Origin of the sequence: Pseudomonas sp. HAR-UPW-AIA-41, assembly GCF_002304225.1 — a bacterium.
Taxonomy (GTDB): Bacteria; Pseudomonadota; Gammaproteobacteria; order Pseudomonadales; family Pseudomonadaceae; genus Aquipseudomonas.
In genome coordinates this window covers 121,325-139,335 of sequence record NZ_NSLB01000002.1, presented here as the reverse complement: position 1 = coordinate 139,335, position 18,011 = coordinate 121,325, and the positions used below count along the sequence as shown (strand labels likewise).

At 54.6% G+C, this 18,011-nt stretch carries 15 protein-coding genes; 12 read left to right on the top strand and 3 right to left on the bottom strand.

Features of this window, described 5'->3' with window-relative positions; all coding sequences use genetic code 11:
* Positions 1 to 86: 86 nt before the first annotated feature.
* Genes CK486_RS04955 through CK486_RS04945 form a run of 3 tightly spaced genes read right to left on the bottom strand, consistent with a single transcriptional unit; the run spans position 87 to position 2,217 of the window.
* Positions 87 to 662: a hypothetical protein gene (locus CK486_RS04955; protein WP_095939183.1), complete on the bottom strand. Its 576-nt coding sequence runs from the start codon at positions 660 to 662 to the stop codon at positions 87 to 89.
* The gene (locus CK486_RS04950) at positions 659 to 1,180 is read right to left on the bottom strand and encodes an adenylyl-sulfate kinase (RefSeq protein ID WP_095939182.1); all 522 of its coding nucleotides are present in this window, start codon (positions 1,178 to 1,180) and stop codon (positions 659 to 661) included. The genes CK486_RS04955 and CK486_RS04950 overlap by 4 nt, the downstream gene beginning before the upstream one ends.
* Positions 1,180 to 2,217: a CDP-glycerol glycerophosphotransferase family protein gene (locus tag CK486_RS04945; protein WP_095939181.1), complete on the bottom strand. Its 1,038-nt coding sequence runs from the start codon at positions 2,215 to 2,217 to the stop codon at positions 1,180 to 1,182. The genes CK486_RS04950 and CK486_RS04945 overlap by 1 nt, the downstream gene beginning before the upstream one ends.
* Before the next feature lie 128 nt (positions 2,218 to 2,345).
* Here CK486_RS04945 and CK486_RS04940 point away from each other — a divergent pair, with 128 nt between their 5' ends.
* The 12 genes from CK486_RS04940 to CK486_RS04885 all read left to right on the top strand — a co-directional run bounded on the left by CK486_RS04940 (position 2,346) and on the right by CK486_RS04885 (position 17,895).
* Positions 2,346 to 2,810: an acyltransferase gene (locus tag CK486_RS04940; RefSeq protein WP_095939180.1), complete on the top strand. Its 465-nt coding sequence runs from the start codon at positions 2,346 to 2,348 to the stop codon at positions 2,808 to 2,810.
* A 1-nt stretch (position 2,811) separates the two neighbouring features.
* Positions 2,812 to 3,921, top strand: a complete 1,110-nt coding sequence (locus CK486_RS04935) for a DegT/DnrJ/EryC1/StrS aminotransferase family protein (protein WP_095939179.1) — start codon at positions 2,812 to 2,814, stop codon at positions 3,919 to 3,921.
* Positions 3,922 to 4,069: 148 nt separating this feature from the next.
* Entirely contained in the window at positions 4,070 to 4,480 is a 411-nt protein-coding gene (locus tag CK486_RS04930; protein WP_095939178.1) for an FdtA/QdtA family cupin domain-containing protein, read from the top strand.
* A gap of 87 nt (positions 4,481 to 4,567) precedes the next feature.
* The gene (locus CK486_RS04925; protein ID WP_256574365.1) at positions 4,568 to 10,147 is read left to right on the top strand and encodes a glycosyltransferase; all 5,580 of its coding nucleotides are present in this window, start codon (positions 4,568 to 4,570) and stop codon (positions 10,145 to 10,147) included.
* Between the two features lie 334 nt (positions 10,148 to 10,481).
* A complete protein-coding gene (locus CK486_RS04920; protein ID WP_095939176.1) occupies positions 10,482 to 11,663 on the top strand; it encodes a flagellin in 1,182 nt (393 codons plus the stop codon).
* A gap of 227 nt (positions 11,664 to 11,890) precedes the next feature.
* Positions 11,891 to 13,057, top strand: a complete 1,167-nt coding sequence (locus CK486_RS04915; RefSeq protein WP_095939175.1) for a flagellin — start codon at positions 11,891 to 11,893, stop codon at positions 13,055 to 13,057.
* A 76-nt stretch (positions 13,058 to 13,133) separates the two neighbouring features.
* Positions 13,134 to 13,532, top strand: coding sequence for a flagellar protein FlaG (locus CK486_RS04910; RefSeq protein ID WP_095939174.1), 399 nt, complete (start codon positions 13,134 to 13,136; stop codon positions 13,530 to 13,532).
* 81 nt (positions 13,533 to 13,613) lie between these two features.
* Positions 13,614 to 15,047: a flagellar filament capping protein FliD gene (fliD, locus tag CK486_RS04905; protein ID WP_095939173.1), complete on the top strand. Its 1,434-nt coding sequence runs from the start codon at positions 13,614 to 13,616 to the stop codon at positions 15,045 to 15,047.
* A 2-nt stretch (positions 15,048 to 15,049) separates the two neighbouring features.
* Positions 15,050 to 15,442 carry a flagellar export chaperone FliS gene (fliS, locus tag CK486_RS04900; RefSeq protein WP_095939172.1) on the top strand — a complete coding sequence of 131 codons (393 nt, stop codon included), beginning with the start codon at positions 15,050 to 15,052 and terminating at the stop codon, positions 15,440 to 15,442.
* Positions 15,443 to 15,507: 65 nt separating this feature from the next.
* Positions 15,508 to 15,897, top strand: coding sequence for a flagellar export chaperone FliS (fliS, locus tag CK486_RS04895; protein ID WP_095939171.1), 390 nt, complete (start codon positions 15,508 to 15,510; stop codon positions 15,895 to 15,897).
* A gap of 5 nt (positions 15,898 to 15,902) precedes the next feature.
* Positions 15,903 to 16,196: a flagellar protein FliT gene (fliT, locus tag CK486_RS04890; protein WP_095939170.1), complete on the top strand. Its 294-nt coding sequence runs from the start codon at positions 15,903 to 15,905 to the stop codon at positions 16,194 to 16,196.
* 220 nt (positions 16,197 to 16,416) lie between these two features.
* A complete protein-coding gene (locus CK486_RS04885) occupies positions 16,417 to 17,895 on the top strand; it encodes a sigma-54 dependent transcriptional regulator (protein WP_095939169.1) in 1,479 nt (492 codons plus the stop codon).
* Positions 17,896 to 18,011 lie beyond the last annotated feature (116 nt).

The window sequence follows — 18,011 nt, the reverse complement described above, 5'->3', positions numbered from 1 at the left end:
CATCAGCCCGTGAGTGGCTAGAGTCTGCACATAGGCTTGGCTGCGCGCGCTGTGCGCCGCAATCAGCAGGACGTCATCGAGGTAGATCACGGGGCGATCTCCACCTTGACCTGTTCGGCAACGCGTGCAACCCAGCTGTGCTCTGCTTCGATCAGCCAGGCAAGCTGAGCACCCTGGGTTGGGCTCAGGCGTGTTCTGATCGAGATCAGACTGTCAACGACCTTGAGCAGGCCATTGAGAAAGGGCAGGGCGCCGTGTTGGTCAGCCTGATGCAGGCACAGTGCAGCGAATTGCAGATAGAGGTTCAGATCGTCATAGCCGCTGTCAGCGATTGCCTTGAACTCGTTGTCGTAGCGACGGTGCAGGCGCTTGCTGACTTCAAAACGCTGCAGCAGGCGCTCGGCCAGGCGCCGTTTGTCGGGGGCATTCGCGGCCGCATTCAGCAGGTCGGCCAGAAGCGTGGCCGTATCCTCAGCGTTTTGTTCACGTTCGGTGGTCACGGGTAACTGCAATGCCCGTGCGGACGGTAACTGCGCCAGTGCTTCCTCACGGCTGGCGCGCCAGGCAGTGAAGAAGGCCATGCCGTGGTACTGGCTATAGAAGTATGTGTTTCGCTCTTCGAGCCGGTTGCCCTGGCTGTAGGGGTAGTCGACGCTGCTCATGTCATCGTTCCCAGTGCGCATCGGAGAATGTCACATGCTAGCTCGCGGATGTCGCTAGTCTGGCTGGTGTCGACTTCCATATCAGCCGTTTCGGGAGGAGGGAAGGGTATGTCCACTCCCACCATGTTGCTCATTTCGCCTGCCAGAGCCTTGCGATAGAGACCTTTGGTATCACGGTCGATCAGCGTCTGCATGGGTGGGTTGAGATAAACCTCATAGTAGTGTCGAAAACGGCTGCGGTTGAGCGTACGCAGATCCGGGAAGATTGAGAGGATGCTGCACACCACATTGATCTCTTGCGTATCGAGCCAAGCGCACAGTTCGAAGATGCGCTCCGCATTGATTCGGCGACCAGCCAGGCTGTAGTCCGCGGACTGAGTATCTTGGCGGAAGATACGCCGAACCTCGTCGCCATCGACCAGCAGGGTATTAGGCGCCTGCAGCTTCCATTGACGAGTAATTTCGCGTCCAAGCGTGGTCTTTCCAGAGCCGGAGAGGCCAATCAACCAGATGACCATTAGCCTCTCCAGGTCAGCGAGCGGGCGCTGTTGGCTATCGCCAAGGCAGCAACCTGACCTGCATAGCCGTAGAAAGGTGCAAAGTAATACTGGCTTAGGGTCTTGCGGATTGGTCGTTGGGCCTCCCACAGTTGAGTGTTATCCAGCAACTCCTCAAGATGGTCGCTTTGCTGTGCACTTATATGTGGTAAGTACTTGCGTAGCCAGATGTCCGAGGAGTCTTTGCCAGTCAGGGGGTCAGCCTCTGCATTCGGCAGATCAAGCAACAGCACGTTGCGATCAGTGTAGATACCGCCGAAGGCAGAACCGCCGTAATCGCATAGCAGGAAGTCGGCAAGCTGGAACAGTTCGACGTTGTCGATATGCTCGCGAATCACGCAGGCGAAACGCTCTAGTGCGTGCATACGTGCTACTTCATCGGTGATGGTGATCGGATGAGGTTTGACGATCACGTTGTAGCGTGTCTGCAGGCGTGCTATAGCAGTGGCGAACAAGTCGATCGAACTGAGCGTGCTCCAAGTCGGTAGCCATACAACTGTCTGGCGGCTGGGGTCGAGTTTTAACTCGGTGAGGCGCATGGCGCGATCTAGCGGCTGGTTAAAGAAGCGGTCGAAACGTGGATAACCCATCTGAATTTTCAGCGTATCGCGGCAGAACTCCAAGTTTTCGGCCTGGTAGGGGCCGAAGCAGAGAATGCTGTCGTACACTTGGTTCCAAGATTGGAAATTCCAGCCGGCTTTGCCATTGGCGTACATGAAACGCAGATTGTATCGGCCAATAGACTTGAGGTAATTCTGCGGAAAGCTGGACACCAGAGTGGTGTAGTACTCCTTGCGGCTTAGCATTTCGGCAGCGTCCCGCCACGGTAGTCGATATTTCTGACAACCGGCGATCACGGCGTCGATGTCATGCTGTGTCGTGCCTGTTACGGCAATCTCTACGCTACCTGCCGGCAGATGCTGCCAGACCGCATGGTAGTGATTGAACATCTCAGGGTTGTGAATCAGGAAACCGAAGCGTTCGAGTTCGCTAGCCATGCCGTCAAGTCCTGGCGATTACCGATGCGTCATGTTACTGGAAATTAACCGGTGGTTGAGATGCTTCTTCCGTGACGCTTTAGACTGGGCTTGCTACGCTCGGAACTTCTCTTAAAGGCAGTCCATACATGGCATCAATCCATCCGTCTGCGGACGTCAAAAGCCTAACGATCGGTGAGGGCACTACGGTCTGGCAGTTCGTGGTAATCCTCGCTCAGGCGCGTATCGGCCGCGACTGCAATATCAACGCCCACTGTTTCATTGAGAACGACGTAGTGCTTGGCGATCGGGTGACGGTGAAGTGCGGCGTGTACTTGTGGGATGGTTTGCGTGTTGCGGACGATGTCTTCATTGGCCCTAACGCTACCTTCACCAATGATCGACTGCCGCGCTCCAAGCAATATCCCGAAAGCTTCCCTATAACCGTGATTGAAAGCGGCGCTTCCATAGGCGCCGCGGCAGTCATCCTGCCAGGCCTGACCATAGGTGCTGGTGCCATGATCGGTGCTGGTGCGGTGGTTACCCACGATGTGCCTGCACGCGCGCTGGTGGTTGGCAATCCTGCACGTATCGTGCGTTATCTGGATGAGTGACATGTTTCCTTTTCTTGATCTGGCTGGAATCAACCTGCGCGATGAAGCAGCATTGACCGAGGCGTTTCAGCGGGTATTGCGTTCTGGCTGGTATGTGCTCGGCTCCGAGTTGGCCGCTTTCGAGACCGAATACGCGGCTGCGTGTGGGGTGAGACACGCCATCGGTGTGGGCAACGGCTTGGATGCGCTGACTCTGATCTTGCGGGGCTACCGGCAACTGGGTCGTTTGACCGAGGGAGATGAGGTGATCCTGCCCGACAACAGTTTTGTTGCTACCGCGCTGGCTGTCAGTGAGGCAGGGCTTACGCCAGTCTTGGTGGAACCCGACGCTGACACGTTCAACATCAATCCTACCTCTGTACAGGCAGCCATTAGTCCGCGCACTCGGGCGATTATCGCCGTGCATCTGTATGGACGGCTCGCTGATATGCAGCGTCTTCGAGTAATTGCTGACCAGCATCGCCTATTGCTGATTGAGGATGCGGCTCAGGCTCATGGCGCAGTGGATGCCCAGGGGGTGGCGGCAGGTGCTCTTGGCGATGCGGCGGGTTTTAGCTTCTTCCCGGTGAAGAACCTTGGTGCGCTCGGTGATGCTGGCGCCTTGACCACAAATGACGAAGCGTTGGCCGAGCAGGTTCGCAAGCTTCGCAACTATGGTTCCAGTCGTAAATATGTACATGAGCTCCAGGGCGTCAACTCGCGCCTAGATGAACTACAGGCTGCGTTCTTGCGGGTGAAACTTCTACGTATGGCTGGTGATGCACAGGCGCGCCGCGATCTGGCAGAACGCTATCTGACCGGAGTCAGCAATCCTTACCTTTACCTGCCTCAGGTGCCCCAGGTGGCCGGTAGCCATGTTTGGCATCAGTTCGTTCTGCGTTGCGAGCATCGAGAGGCGTTGCAAGCCCATCTCGAGCACAGTGGCGTGCCGAGCCTGATTCATTATCCGATCCCAATTCATCGGCAGGCTGCCTACCAAGAGTTTGCTGGGCAGGATCTGCCGATCTCGCAACGCCTGGCGAGCGAGGTGCTCAGCTTACCGCTATATCCGGGAATAGCGGATGAGTGGGTCGAGCAAACTATTAAGGCCTGTAACGCTTTCAGGCCTTGATGAGCAAGTGGTTCGAGTTTTGCTTTGCAGCCATAACATTCTGTTGATCATGTTTTTTTGACGCAGGAAAGGGTATGTGGCTCGGTTACCTGGAGGGTGATCGAGAGGCAGGTAGGAATGGGTTCCACCAGCGTATTGGGAGCGCTCTATGTCTCTTCAGCACTGCAAGATCATTGACCTGCCGATCATCGAGGATCGGCGTGGCAACCTCACTTTCATTGAAGGAGGGAAGCATATTCCCTTCGATATCCAGCGCGTGTACTACCTCTACGACGTACCCGGCGGCTCTCATCGTGGTGGCCATGCACACAAGGGATTGCATCAGTTACTGATCGCCATGTCGGGCAGTTTCGATATCTTGCTGGACGACGGTCGAACCAAGTTCAAATATCATCTCAATCGCTCCTATTACGGTCTTTATATTCCGCCAATGATCTGGCGTGAGATCGATAACTTCTCCAGTGGCTCTGTGTGCATGGTGCTTGCGTCCGAGCACTACTGCGAAGACGACTACTACCGCGACTACGACCAGTTCTGTCTAGCGGCCAACAAAAAGTAAATCGGTGCCGCGGCATCGGGTCGCGATGAGCCTGTTGGCTGTCTTTCTTTTTCGATCGGAGTTTTCTGCATGCACAGAGGAAGTCATATGCCGCCTCCAGTAGTTCGTGCCAAAGTTGTCCCTGTGCGTAGCGCTAAAGGCTGTATAGAGTTGATTGAGTTGGCTGCTGCAGAGAGTTGGTTACCACCAATGCTGGAAATGGTGGATTTCTCTTTGCCGCAGAGCGTGCGTGGAGCTGCTCAGGTTACGCTGGCTCAGTACCGCGGGCGTTTCGAGAATGTGCGTCTGGTTGCTGGTATGGCGGGTATTGGTGATATTGAAAATGGTGAATACATCTGCGATAGCATCCACGATAATCTCGGAAGGTCGAATAACGCTTGGTATGAAAAGTACGGGCTTGAGTTCGATGATGCTGGTAGTTGCATGTTCTACTGCGGAAAAACCGAGCCTGTTCGGGTTGCCAATGCAATCAGTTTCTTCGGATGGGCGAACTACAACTATGCGCATTGGTTGAGTGAGAAACTCCCTCGATTCTATTGGATTAAGCAGGCTGATCTGCCACCGGATACGGTACTGCTGATCGAGGCGGGTCTGCCAGCCTCGATCATGGATACATTGGCCTTGTTCTGGCCTAGAGATCGTATGCTCTGTGTGCAGCCAGGAAGTGGCTGCCAAGTGGAAACATTGCATTACTTCTCAGACGCAGCTGATATCTGGGAGCCTCGCGTCGGTTATATCTATCGTGGCGATGAATATCACTTGTATCCACCGGCTATCGCGTGGATGGCAAGTCAGGTCAAGGCTCTTTGCTCTGCAGTCGAAGGCAAGAACAGGGTTTATCTGATCCGTGCGCCAGGTGGTAACGGCCGCACAATTGTTAATCAGCAGGAGCTTATTCGCGAGCTCAGTCGCGATGGCTTCCAGGCCTTTCAGCCTGAAACACACGATTTCGCCTCACAGGTACGCGCGCTTGCAGGCTGCGAACTGGCGATACTGGGCTCTGGGGCAGCCGCTGCCAATCTATTGTGGATGCCCCGGGGCAGTACGCTGGTGATGCTGATTCAGGACAACCCGCAGATGTGGTACTGGTTCTTCCACGCGCTCGCAGCTGCTGTAGGCGTTCGCTTGGTCTATCACCCGGTCAAGGGTTTGCCTGGTACCCATAGCGTTGTTTTCCACTGGAGCGTGGAAGTTCCCATTGATTCATTGCGCCAATGGTTGACTCAGAACCTGCGGTCCGCCGACCAACAGCATCCAGCGCAACCGCTGGATGTTGCCACTCTGCAGAGCGAGCTCGCAGGGCGTCGCCGTAGAGCAATGCCCGAGATGCTGCCTGCCGAGTCTCATGAAGGTCTGGTCGACGTTACCGTGGCGGTCATGTCCTACAACAATGCTGCATTTCTGGCTCAGACCATCGATTCGATTCTGGCTCAAGAGGGGGTGCAGCTAGAGGTAGTGGTTTATGACGACTCCTCGACAGACAACAGCATTGAGGTGCTAAAAAGCTATTCCAACGAGCCGCGCCTGCACTTTGAAGTCAATGCCCATAACCTAGGTATGGCGGGTAATTACAACAAGTGCGTGGCGGCCGGGCGCGGACGCTACGTGGTGGTACTCGGTTCGGATGATCTTCTTTATCCAGGCCATCTGTCCTCGCTGGTTGAGGCTATGGATGCCAACCCGCACGTCGCTTTGGGTTACACCCAGTGCTACTGGATTGATGAGCATGGCGTACGTCAACATTATGCTGATCATCCTGGGCATCCGCCCTCTTCGTATGTGGGCGGGAGGGACGAAGTAATCGACCTGCTCAGCTTCGACAACTACATTACTCCTTCAGCTGCAATGTTGCGCCGCAGCGCTCTGCACCTTGTCGCATTACCGGAAGGTGGTATTCACCGTCACGATATGCTTGCCGGCGATTGGGAATTGTGGATTCGCCTGGCGCGCGTGGCTCCCGATTTTGTCTTCCTACGCCAGCCCAGCGTTGGCTATCGGGTGCATGGCGGGCAGATATCCAAGAGTTTCTATAGTAGTGACCGGCCGCTGCGCGAGCACACCGAGATTCTTGAAATGTGCCTGGATGACGCGCCGACCCGTGCACGCATGCAGGGCGCAGCACAGCCTATCTGGCAACTCTATCGTCAACGCTTCGATGCCTACCCGGCAGAGGTTAGGGCGCCATTGCAGGCACGCATTGATGCTATCCGCCGAGCATTGCTGGAGCAGAGTAATCATGGCTCGATCGTAAGCTGTCTTTTCTCCGTCATCCTCACCACCTACAACCGCCCCGATCTGCTTAAAGACGCACTGGCCAGTGTTGGCAGTCAAACCCTGCGCGATTTCGAAGTCATCCTGATCAATGACAATGGTGAGCCTGTCGAGCGCTTGCTGGCTGCCTACGATTTCCCAATCACTTATATCCGTCAGGGCCGCAATCAAGGGCTTTCAGCTGCACGCAACGCAGGGCTTGCTCTGGCTCGTGGGCGCTATGTGGTCTATCTCGACGACGACGATATTTACCTGCCCAATCACCTGGCGGTACTGGCTGAGGCTTTTGAGCAACATCCAGGGTGCGTCGTCTACACCGGTGTGGAGTACGTCAACGAGAAGCTGGAGGATGGGCAACGCATTGAGCTCGGGCGTGGCCAGCCTTTCAGGCACAAGGTATTCGATCGAGATCGCCTGTTCGTGCAGAACTACATACCGGTCAATACCTGGGCTCATCCACGGGAAATGTTGGCTGCCGTCGGAGAGTTCGATACGGGACTGGCCGCGTTTGAAGACTGGGATATGTTATTGCGTTTAGCCACGCGCTATTCGTTTGTGCATATCCCGACAGTGACCAGTGAGGTTCACACTCGGGTACCTGGCGCTGGTGGCGATCACATGCTGGGGCGTGAGCGTAAGAACTTTCCTGCGTTATACCGCGAGCTTTATGCGCGCTATGCCGGGTCGGCTAGTGAAGGGTTGCAGCGTGGCCGCGAAAAAATGCTCCAGAGTCTCGGATTGCGACCTAAGAGTGACGTGGAGGAGTGGCTGAGCAGGCGCTTACCAACTGCCGCAGAGAAGCGATTGATCGCTGATTATCTGGATAATCGTCAAGGCGGCCCCTCGATTGGTGTGGTGGTGCTCGATCCGGAAGGCCGGTCTGAGTCGCTCAGGGCTACGCTCGATAGTCTAATCGGGGAACGTTGCCTATACCCCAGATTGCATGTGTGGGTAATCACCAAAGAGACGGTTTCGACTACTTCGGCGGCCGAAAACCTGCATTTCCGGACGGTTAGTGATCAGCCGCTGGTGACACAGATCAATCATGTGATTGAGGCAAGTGATTGTCAGTGGTTCATGCTGCTGCGTGCCGGTGACGAGCTGACCCAGAGTGGGCTGCTGGTTGCGGCGCTTGAGCTGGATCGCAATCCGGAGTGTCGAGCCGTTTATGGCGATCAACTGCAGCGGTTGCCCGACGGCAGTCTGGGTGGCGTCTTCCTCCCAGGTTTCAACCTTGATCTGCTACTCAGTTTCCCTCTTGTGATGGCGCGTCATTGGCTCTATCGCCGGGATCTGTTCCTTGCTGTTGGCGGCTTCGACAGTGAGTACCCAGAAGCTTTCGAGTTTGAGTTGCTGACCCGATTAATTGAGCAGGAAGGTTTGTCTGGGCTCGGTCATATTGACGAACCACTGTTGATTACCGAAGCGCCTGGTTTGTGCGATAACCCTGACGAGCGTCGGGTAATCGAACGTCATCTGCACAATAGAGGCTATCAGGCTCAAGTCGTACCCGGTTTAGCCGCGCGTTATCGGATCAAATATGGTCATGCCATGAGGCCGTTGGTATCGATCATTATCTCTACGGATGTGCCGTTGGCTGCACTGCAGCGTTGCAGCGAGAGCCTGCTGGAAAAAACAAGCTACGCCCATTATGAGCTGCTTCTGGTTGATACTGGCACGCGTTCTGACGTTAGTGCCTGGTTGCGTGATGTCGCCGCTTTGAATGATGAAAAGGTTCGTGTGTTGCTGTCTGGCACAGGGCTACCTCAAAACTTGGCAGCTCAGCAGGCGCGCGGTGATTACTTGTTGTTCCTCTCTGGCGAGTCGGCCATCGTCAATCCGGACTGGCTGGATGAGCTGCTTAACCATGCTCTACGTCCCGAGGTTGGGGTGGTAGGAGCAAAGCTGCTTACTGCGAGTGGTCGTATTGCTCAGGCTGGCCTGCTGTTAGGCGTCGATGGTGTTGCGACGCCTGCATTTGCTGGTGAGCTGATGGAGGCAGCCGGTTACTTTAATCGACTTCAAGTGGATCAGAATTACAGCGCGGTTTCTGCTGCCTGTTTGATGATTAGAACAGCTATTTTTGCTGAGGCCGGAGGGTTCGATGAGAAGACCTCCAGCTTCAGTGATGTAGATCTGTGTTTGAAAGTTGGTCAGCAAGGCTATTTAGTCGTCTGGACGCCACATGCGGTAGTGATGCATGAGAGCGGTATCAGTCAGAAGGAACTGGAGTCAGGCGATCAGGAAGCCAAGCGCAAAACGTGCTTGGCCGAGCGCGATACTGTTTATGAAAAGTGGTTGCCCCAGCTGGCGCATGATCCGGCTTATAACGGAAATCTTGCGCTGAATGGCGGCGGTTTTTTATTGGAGCTTAACGTTGGTTTGACATGGCGGCCGTTATCTTGGCGGCCGTTGCCCGTGGTGCTGGCACATAACGCTGACCCGTGGGGGTGTGGCAACTATCGAATCATAAAACCGTTTGAAGCATTACGTGTAGAAGGTCTGGTCGACGGCACGCTTTCCGAGCGCTTGCTGAATCAGCCTGAATTGGCGCGCTTCTCTCCGGATGTGATTGTTTTCCAGCGCCAGACGAACCCTACTGCGCTTGAACTTATGGCGGGTGCTAAGCGTTTTTCGCCTGCATTCAAAATATACGAACTGGATGATTACCTGCCGAACACGCCGATGAAAAGTGTTCATCGTGCCAGCATGTCCAAGGACTTGGTAAGACTGCTTCGGCAGGGGTTGAGCGTTGTTGATCGGTTTGTCGTATCAACCCATGCATTGGCAGATCAGTTCAAGGGTTACCACTCCCGCATTCATGTGGTTGAAAACCGGCTGCCGCTGGATTGGTGGGGGAATTTAGTCCTCAGCGTCAATGATGGCGCGCGGCCTCGGGTAGGTTGGGCAGGTGGCGTTGGGCATCAGGGGGATCTTGAAATGATCGCCGACGTTGTTCGGGATCTGGCCAGTGAGGTTGATTGGGTTTTCTTTGGGATGTGCCCAGACAAACTGAGGCCGTATGTTGCTGAGTTCCATCCTGGTGTTGAAATCAGTAGTTACCCGCAGTTCTTGGCTAACTTGCGCTTGGACCTCGCCATAGCACCTCTAGAGGACAATGTATTCAACGCCTGCAAGAGCAACCTCCGCTTGTTGGAGTACGGTATTTGCGGATTCCCCGTAATTGCCAGCGATATTGTCAGTTATCGTGGTTCATTGCCTGTCACGCTGGTAAAGAATCGATATCGCGACTGGGTTGAGGCTATACGCGGCGCATTGGCTGAGCGTAATGCATTGCGTGTTGAGGGGCAGCGCTTGCAGACTGCGGTTAAACGAGAGTGGATGTTGTCAGGTGACAATCTGAAACTCTGGCAAAGGGCCTGGCTGCCTGACTAAAGGGCTAGATTTCAGTAAGTGTGTTAGTTGCTTCCGTCGCGTATTTGCAATGCCCGCGCTTGTCGTGGGCATTGTGCTTTCTAGGCGAGTCAATCAATGACTGTGATTGCCATAAGCGGCAACGGCTGGGTTGTCCGGCGTTGCAATGACCGGCAAAGGATTGCCGCTGTGACGCGTTTATTCTCTCAAGGTATTGAAAAATAAGAGTTAAATGGATTTGGCATGATCTTGGCTTGAGTGTGGTTGTCAGCACGTATGTGCTCGCTGATCTTCCAAGGTTTAGGCGCGGTGCCTGCCGGGGAGTACCAAGCACACATCTCTGGAGGAAGAGATCATGGCCCTCACGGTCAATACCAATGTTGCGTCACTGAATACTCAGCGTAACCTGAACGTATCGTCGAAAGCGCTTGATACTTCGCTTCAGCGACTTTCAACAGGTCTAAGAATCAATAGCGCCAAGGATGATGCTGCTGGTCTGCAAATCTCCAATCGCCTGACCAGCCAGGTAAACGGTTTGAATGTGGCTGCACGCAATGCCAATGATGGCATTTCTCTGGCTCAGACAGCCGAGGGTGCGCTGCAGCAGACGACCAATGTGCTCCAGCGTATGCGTGACTTGGCATTGCAATCCGCTAACGGTAGTAACGGTGCTTCTGAGCGGCAAGCACTCAATGAAGAAGTCGCACAGCTTCAACGCGAACTTGAGCGTATCAGTAATACCACTACATTTGGTGGGAAGAAGCTATTGGATGGCAGTTTTGGCACTGCGGCATTTCAGGTTGGAGCGGCGGCGAATGAAACTATCAGTGTCTCGTTGCGAGATGCTGGACCTGACCAACTGAAAGGTGATTATTTCACTCAGTCTGGTGCCGCTATTGGAGGCACCGCAAGCGGTGCTGGAACCGTTTCGTTCGTCATTAATACCAATCCGGCCGGCACTACCGTGCCAGTCACTGTCTCCTTCGAGGTGGCATCTGGAACAACTGCTGCTCAGGCCCAGGAGTTGGCGATCAAGGCGATCAACGATAGTAATAATGGCATCTTTGCTTATCAGACGGCGGGTGGTGGAATTGAGGTGCTGTCTCAGTACAATGATGCGGCAACTCCGGCAAACAACTTGGGCACGCCTGCTATAGACTTCACGAACACACTGGGACTGACCTTTACAGATATTGCTGCGGCAACAGTTCCTGTCAATAGTGATGTTGGACAAGTAGATATTCTGAGCGCGCCGAATGCACAGAAAGCTGTACTTGTCATTGATCAGGCGCTTGTGGTGATTGATCAGCAGCGTGCTGAGCTGGGAGCGGTGCAGAATCGCTTTGAGAACACCATCGCGAACCTGCAGAACATTTCCGAGAATGCATCAGCAGCTCGTAGTCGCATCCGAGATACCGACTTTGCGGCAGAGACCTCTGAACTGACCAAGAATCAGATCCTGCAGCAAGCTGGTACTTCTATCTTGGCCCAGGCGAACCAGTTGCCGCAGGCTGTGCTGGGGTTGTTGCAGTCCTGATACGCTAAGACGCTCGCGCCCCCTAGCCGCTCGGTATAGGGGGCGTAGTCCTAACGCAATGATTTGTAAGGAGATTAAAAAGTAATCAGTTTTTTTTGTGTGGCCGCCTAAAGTTGCTTGGTGAAAGGCCGATAGCTTGATCGAATGCGAACATTTGCGGGCGCCTGAGCCAGAGCCCACTGCTCGCATGCTCAGGCAAGTTATTCGGTCCACTGGAGGCAATCATCATGGCCCTTACCGTCAACACAAACGTAGCATCGCTGAATACTCAGCGTAACCTCGGTGTCTCTTCTAAAGCGCTGGATACTTCCTTGCAGCGCCTGTCTACCGGTTTCCGCATCAACAGTGCAAAGGATGACGCTGCCGGTCTGCAAATTTCCAACCGTCTGACCAGTCAGGTTAATGGTCTCAATATTGCGACTCGTAACGCCAACGACGGTATCTCGCTTTCGCAGACCGCAGAGGGTGCACTGCAACAGTCGACCAACATCCTCCAACGCATGCGCGATCTATCTCTGCAGTCGGCTAACGGGAGCAACAGTGATTCTGAGCGTAAGGCTCTGAACTCCGAAGTTGAGCAGCTGCAGAAAGAGTTGAATCGTATCAGTAGTACTACCACCTTCGGTGGTCGCAAGCTGCTGGATGGCAGCTTCGGTACTGAGGCCTTCCAGGTCGGGTCGGCCGCTGGTGAAACGATCAGCGTCAGTCTGAATAATGCCAGCTCTGCTGAGCTGAAAGGTGACTATTTCACACAATCTGGTGCTGCAGTGGCAGGTCCTGCGACTGCTTCTGGCACAGTAACCGTTGGTTTCTCGATCAATGGGACTGCCAAGACAGCGACCTTTGATATCGCTTCGGGTGCTACTGCAACAGAGATTCAGGAGCTGGCAATCAAGTCGATCAACGATACCAACGAAGGGTTGTTCGCCTATAAGAGCGGTACAAGTATTGCCGTCCTCTCTGGGTTGGATAAAGAGGGAGATGGTAATGCGCTGTCTGCCAATATCACCTTCACAGGTGAACCGTCTGGTGTGACTTTGGGCGACATTACGGCGACGACGTTTGCTAACAGAACCAAGAGTGATGTCGGCAAAATTGACATCTCTACAGCGGATGGCGCGCAGAAAGGTGTGCTAGTGATTGATCAGGCACTGAAGGAAATTGATGCTCAGCGCGCGGATCTGGGTGCGGTGCAGAACCGCTTCGAGAACACCATCAGCAACTTGCAGAATATTTCCGAGAATGCTTCGGCCGCTCGTAGCCGGATTCGGGACACCGATTTCGCAGCGGAAACCTCAGAGCTGACCAAGAACCAGATCCTGCAGCAGGCTGGTACTGCAATCTTGGCCCAGGCGAACCAGTTGCCGCAGGCGGTACTCAGTCTCCTGCAGTAATGTCTGGTTGATCGGCTAGACTGCGGGGAGGAGTGCCAGTAACTTCTCCCCGCTTTGCCATGCGAGGTAACTCACTATGGACGTTGGTTCTCTTAAATCGCCTGCGCCATTGATTACGGCGAACAGTAGGGCGCCTGTTGCGACTGCTCAGCAGCAAGTGTCGCTGAGCGGCACTGATCTTTCTCGAGAAGAGCGGCCGGTTGAGGAAGCTGGCTCCACCAAGGGGGCACAGGGTGAGCAGCAAGCTGCTTCTGCCGAGGAAGTGGCTGGAGCCGTTTCAGTCATCCGCGAGTTTGTACAGTCGGTGAAGCGTAACTTGGATTTTCGCTTGGATGATTCATCCGGAAGGGTGGTTGTCAGTGTCACTGATAGTGAGTCGGGCGATGTGGTGCGTCAGATTCCTTCTGAGGACGCCTTGAAGTTGGCAGAGAGTCTTGAAGAAGTGCGCAGTTTGCTGTTCCGGGCGGAGGCCTGAGCCAGGTGTGCTTTTTCCGGCACGGAAATTGATAGCTGATAGTCAGTTCTTATCAGCGTCAACCTATTGGCGAGGTGTGTGATGGCAGGTATCTCAGGCATAGGCTCAGGAATCGATATCGACAAGATTGTCGGTGCTCTCGTGAGTGCTGAACGGGCTCCGAAGGATGCTCAATTGGCTCGCCTGGAGAAGGCTACAACCACCAAGTTCTCCGCTTTGGGTCAGTTCAGGGGGGCGCTTGGGGAGCTACAGACAGCCATCGGCTCGCTCAAGGATCCAACTCTGTTTCAGAAGATCAGTGCAACGGTTGCTGACACCTCCCGCCTGACTGCTACTGCTACCCAAGGTGCTGCGGCGGGAACATACGCCATACAGGTCAAAGCTCTGGCAACCAGCAGTAAGGTTGCCACGGCTTCTGTGAGTTCGGCGTCGAGTGCCACTTTCAATGCAGGGCAATTGACGGTTTCTCTCGGAGGTGTTGCCCAGGGTGTCGTCGATATTGCTCAAGGTGCCAAGCTGCAAGACGTCGCAACTGCTATCAATGCGAAAGTCGCTGGCAAGGGTATCTCAGCATCGGTTGTAACCGATCCTGCTAACGGTTCAGGTCGACTGGTATTGAGCTCGACCAAGACAGGTGCAGGGCAGGGGCTGACCCTGGAAGCTACCAGTCTTACAGGTTCTTCACCTAGCCCAGTTAAGAATCTCGATAGCCTCAATATCTCTGCAGGTATCGGTGCGCTGGCGTCTTCTGGTGCTGCTGCGGGATTCATCAGTCAGGCTGCCAATGCTCAGATTGAGGTTGATGGGATTCAGATCAATCCGCCTACCAATACCGTTTCTGATGCTGTTGGAGGCGTAACGCTGAACTTGCTGAAGGCTGAAGTGGGAGTTGAAACCAAGTTGACCGTAGGCGTTGACAAGGGTGCAGCTACATCGGCGATCAAGAAGTTTGTTGAGTCGTACAATAAGCTCATCAGTACGACAAATCAGTTGACTTCCGTGGTTAGCGCGGGTGATGGGAAACCCCCAGTTGTGGGTGGGCTTGTTGGTGACTCCTCTGTTCGCTCTGTACTGTCTGGTCTGCGCGCCGAGTTGGTCTCTCCGCAGAGTGGTGGTGACATCAATGTTTTGGCTGACTTGGGTATAACCACTCAGAAGGATGGGACTCTCAAGGTCGACGATGCCAAGCTGAACAAAGCTATAGGAGATAACTTTACTGCTGTGTCGTCATTTCTGACTGGTAGTGACGGCCTCATGAGCCGTTTGGCCTCACGAGTTGATGGTTACACAAAAAGTGGTGGTGTTCTTCAGCAGAGAATGGATGGCTTGCAGGGAACCCTGCGCTCCGTGGAAAAACAAAAGTCGGCGCTGGAGTTGCGGATGACTCAGGTTCAGGATCGTCTCTACGCCCAGTTCCAGGCTATGGACTCTTTGGTGTCGCAGCTGAACAAAACCAGCGAAAGACTGACGCAGGCGTTGGGCAGCTTGCCCGGCGTCGTTAAGAAGAATTCTTGAAGATGCAGCAAAATTTCATCCAGGCGAGTAAAGAATCTATGTCAACTGATGAGCTTTCTCCTTACCAAGCAGTCCGCTATTTGCTGGATGGCGCGGCTAAACACCTTGCGGCTGCTCGCTTGGCCGTAAAGGAAGGAAATGTTGCTGAGCGGGGGCAGGCTGTTGGCTCCAGCTTGAGCATTCTGGGTGTGTTGCAGGCAAGTCTGGATAAAGAGCAGGGTGGGGACATTGCAGCCAATCTGGATGCGCTCTACGACTATATGGTCAAGCGGCTGGCTCGTGTTCCCTTTGAGCCTGAGGCGCAGAGTCTGGATGAAGTAATCGAGATTCTTGATGGTATTCGGCAGGCATGGCTTGCCATTGGTCCAGAGGTTGAGGTTTGCTCTGAAAGTTGATTAAAGCTGTGGGAGAGGCGGCCGATATGAATACTAGGTCAAGGCAGTTACCTCCCGGAGTTGACATGAACGCAGCTACAGCCCTCAGGCAATACCAGCGAGTAGATACCCAGGTTCAGGTGGCGGAGGCGTCTCCGCATCGGCTGATCCAGATGCTTCTTGAGGGCGCCATGGCTAGATTGTTTAAAGCCAGGGGGGCAATGGAGCATGGGCAGATTGAGCTGAAAGGGCCCCTGATCAGCAGTGCGATTTCGATCATTGGTGGTTTGCGAGAGGCTCTTGATCTTTCTCAGGGTGGAGAGGTTGCGGAGAATCTGGCCTCGCTCTATGACTACATGTCCATGCGCCTGGTGCAGGCTAACGTGCATAGCAGTATCGAAACGATTGACGAGGTACTGGGGCTTTTGCGGAATATTAAAACTGCGTGGGATGCCATCGAGCCAGATGGGGAGTAATTCTTATGAAGCCTGCCGCCGATTTACTAGAGCTGACTGGCGAAGCGTTGCGTGAGGCATTGGCGCGTCGCGATTGGCTGGCTATCGGTGAGTTGGATCGCCAGTGCCGTGAAGCAGTTGAGGCTGCAATGGTTGAGCCGCTGGATGCAGATGCTCTTCAGCTGCGGATGCAGGAACTTTTGGCTCTGTATCGTCAGCTGGTGACGACCTGTCAGCAGGAACAGCAACGCCTTGCTGGGGAGCTGACTCAACTCAACCAAGGCCGGCATGGTGCGAAGGTCTATCAGCTGTTTGGCTAATAGTGTCGACCAACTTGACCATTCATCATGGCTGGTCTTTGCTTCAGGGGCTTGCCCCCGTCTTTCAGCGACTTAGTCTCGCTGCCAAAACATCAAAAAAATCACGCCATTAAATTGACTAATGTCGAGTTTTTGACTTAACTAGTGGCAATGTGCCGCAATAGTGCTTTTCAAGAGCACTACTGCGCCTCCAGTTTTCCACATGAGTCAGAAAAATAAGATGTGGCGTGAAACCAAGATTCTTCTGATTGACGACGATGCGGATCGCCGTCGTGACCTGAGTGTCATTTTTACCTTCCTTGGCGAAGAGCTGATTAGCAGTGACAGCGCCAACTGGCAAACGCACTGCGAAAGTCAGGAGTCGTTGCGGGGGCTGCTCTGCGTATTGCTGGGAACTATCCAAAGCAAGGGCGGGGCCTTGGAGCTGCTCAAGGAGTTGGGCGAGCGTGATGAGTTCCTGCCGGTGTTGCTCCTAGGGGAGCAGGTACCCGGCGACTGGCCTGAAGATCTGCGCCGGCGCGTGCTGGCCAGTCTGGAAATGCCGCCGGGCTACAACCAGTTGCTTGATTCGTTGCATCGCGCCCAGGTTTACCGCGAGATGTATGACGAGGCCCGTGAGCGTGGCCGGCAGCGCGAAACCAATCTGTTCCGCAGTCTGGTTGGCACCAGTCGGGCCATCGGTCAGGTGCGGCAGATGATGCAGCAGGTCGCCGATACCGATGCCAGTGTGTTGATCCTGGGTGAGTCTGGTACTGGCAAGGAAGTGGTGGCGCGTAACCTGCACTATCACTCCAAGCGCCGCGAAGGCCCGTTTGTGCCGGTTAACTGTGGTGCTATTCCGGCTGAACTGCTGGAAAGCGAACTGTTCGGCCATGAGAAGGGGGCGTTTACCGGTGCCATTACCAGCCGTGCCGGACGCTTTGAGCTGGCCAATGGCGGCACGCTGTTTCTCGATGAGATTGGCGATATGCCGCTGCCCATGCAGGTCAAGCTGCTGCGTGTGCTGCAGGAGCGTACCTTCGAGCGTGTTGGCAGCAACAAGACGCAGAATGTGGATGTGCGCATCATTGCCGCTACCCACAAGAACCTCGAGCAGATGATCGAGCAGGGCACCTTCCGCGAGGATCTGTACTACCGCCTGAATGTCTTCCCGATCGAGATGGCGCCGCTGCGCGAACGTGCCGAAGACATTCCCCTGCTGATGAACGAGTTGATCTCACGCATGGAGTTCGAGAAGCGCGGTTCGATTCGCTTCAACTCGGCTGCGATCCTTTCCCTGTGCCGTCACGACTGGCCGGGTAACGTGCGTGAGCTGGCCAACCTGGTTGAGCGTATGGCGATCATGCATCCCTATGGCGTGATTGGTGTGGCCGAGCTGCCGAAGAAATTCCGCTATGTCGAGGATGAGGACGAGCAACTGGCTGCCTCGTTGCGCGAAGACATCGAAGAGCGCGCGGCCCTGTCTTCCAGTGTTCCTCAGGGGCTTGTGTCAGGTGCTTTGCTGCCGACCGAGGGTCTGGATCTCAAGGAGTATCTGGGCAATCTGGAGCAGAGTCTGATTCAGCAGGCGTTGGACGATGCAGGTGGGGTGGTGGCGCGTGCGGCCGAACGTTTGCGCATCCGTCGCACTACTCTGGTGGAGAAAATGCGCAAGTACGGCATGGGGCGTCGCGACGACGAAATGGCTGACGATTTTTAGTCGCCCTCCAGTCGCAGCCCTCTGAAAAAGGCCGAAGGATTGACACATCCTTCGGCCTTTGTTTTTAACTGATTGAAAAATATAGATAATTTTTTGGGCACGCAGATTGCTATGTC

Coding starts and splice junctions, on each gene's coding strand:
- CK486_RS04955 (WP_095939183.1), bottom strand. CDS start 662: ATGAGCAGCGTCGACTACCCCTACAGCCAGGGCAACCGGCTCGAAGAG.
- CK486_RS04950 (WP_095939182.1), bottom strand. CDS start 1,180: ATGGTCATCTGGTTGATTGGCCTCTCCGGCTCTGGAAAGACCACGCTT.
- CK486_RS04945 (WP_095939181.1), bottom strand. CDS start 2,217: ATGGCTAGCGAACTCGAACGCTTCGGTTTCCTGATTCACAACCCTGAG.
- CK486_RS04940 (WP_095939180.1), top strand. CDS start 2,346: ATGGCATCAATCCATCCGTCTGCGGACGTCAAAAGCCTAACGATCGGT.
- CK486_RS04935 (WP_095939179.1), top strand. CDS start 2,812: ATGTTTCCTTTTCTTGATCTGGCTGGAATCAACCTGCGCGATGAAGCA.
- CK486_RS04930 (WP_095939178.1), top strand. CDS start 4,070: ATGTCTCTTCAGCACTGCAAGATCATTGACCTGCCGATCATCGAGGAT.
- CK486_RS04925 (WP_256574365.1), top strand. CDS start 4,568: ATGCCGCCTCCAGTAGTTCGTGCCAAAGTTGTCCCTGTGCGTAGCGCT.
- CK486_RS04920 (WP_095939176.1), top strand. CDS start 10,482: ATGGCCCTCACGGTCAATACCAATGTTGCGTCACTGAATACTCAGCGT.
- CK486_RS04915 (WP_095939175.1), top strand. CDS start 11,891: ATGGCCCTTACCGTCAACACAAACGTAGCATCGCTGAATACTCAGCGT.
- CK486_RS04910 (WP_095939174.1), top strand. CDS start 13,134: ATGGACGTTGGTTCTCTTAAATCGCCTGCGCCATTGATTACGGCGAAC.
- fliD (WP_095939173.1), top strand. CDS start 13,614: ATGGCAGGTATCTCAGGCATAGGCTCAGGAATCGATATCGACAAGATT.
- fliS (WP_095939172.1), top strand. CDS start 15,050: ATGCAGCAAAATTTCATCCAGGCGAGTAAAGAATCTATGTCAACTGAT.
- fliS (WP_095939171.1), top strand. CDS start 15,508: ATGAACGCAGCTACAGCCCTCAGGCAATACCAGCGAGTAGATACCCAG.
- fliT (WP_095939170.1), top strand. CDS start 15,903: ATGAAGCCTGCCGCCGATTTACTAGAGCTGACTGGCGAAGCGTTGCGT.
- CK486_RS04885 (WP_095939169.1), top strand. CDS start 16,417: ATGTGGCGTGAAACCAAGATTCTTCTGATTGACGACGATGCGGATCGC.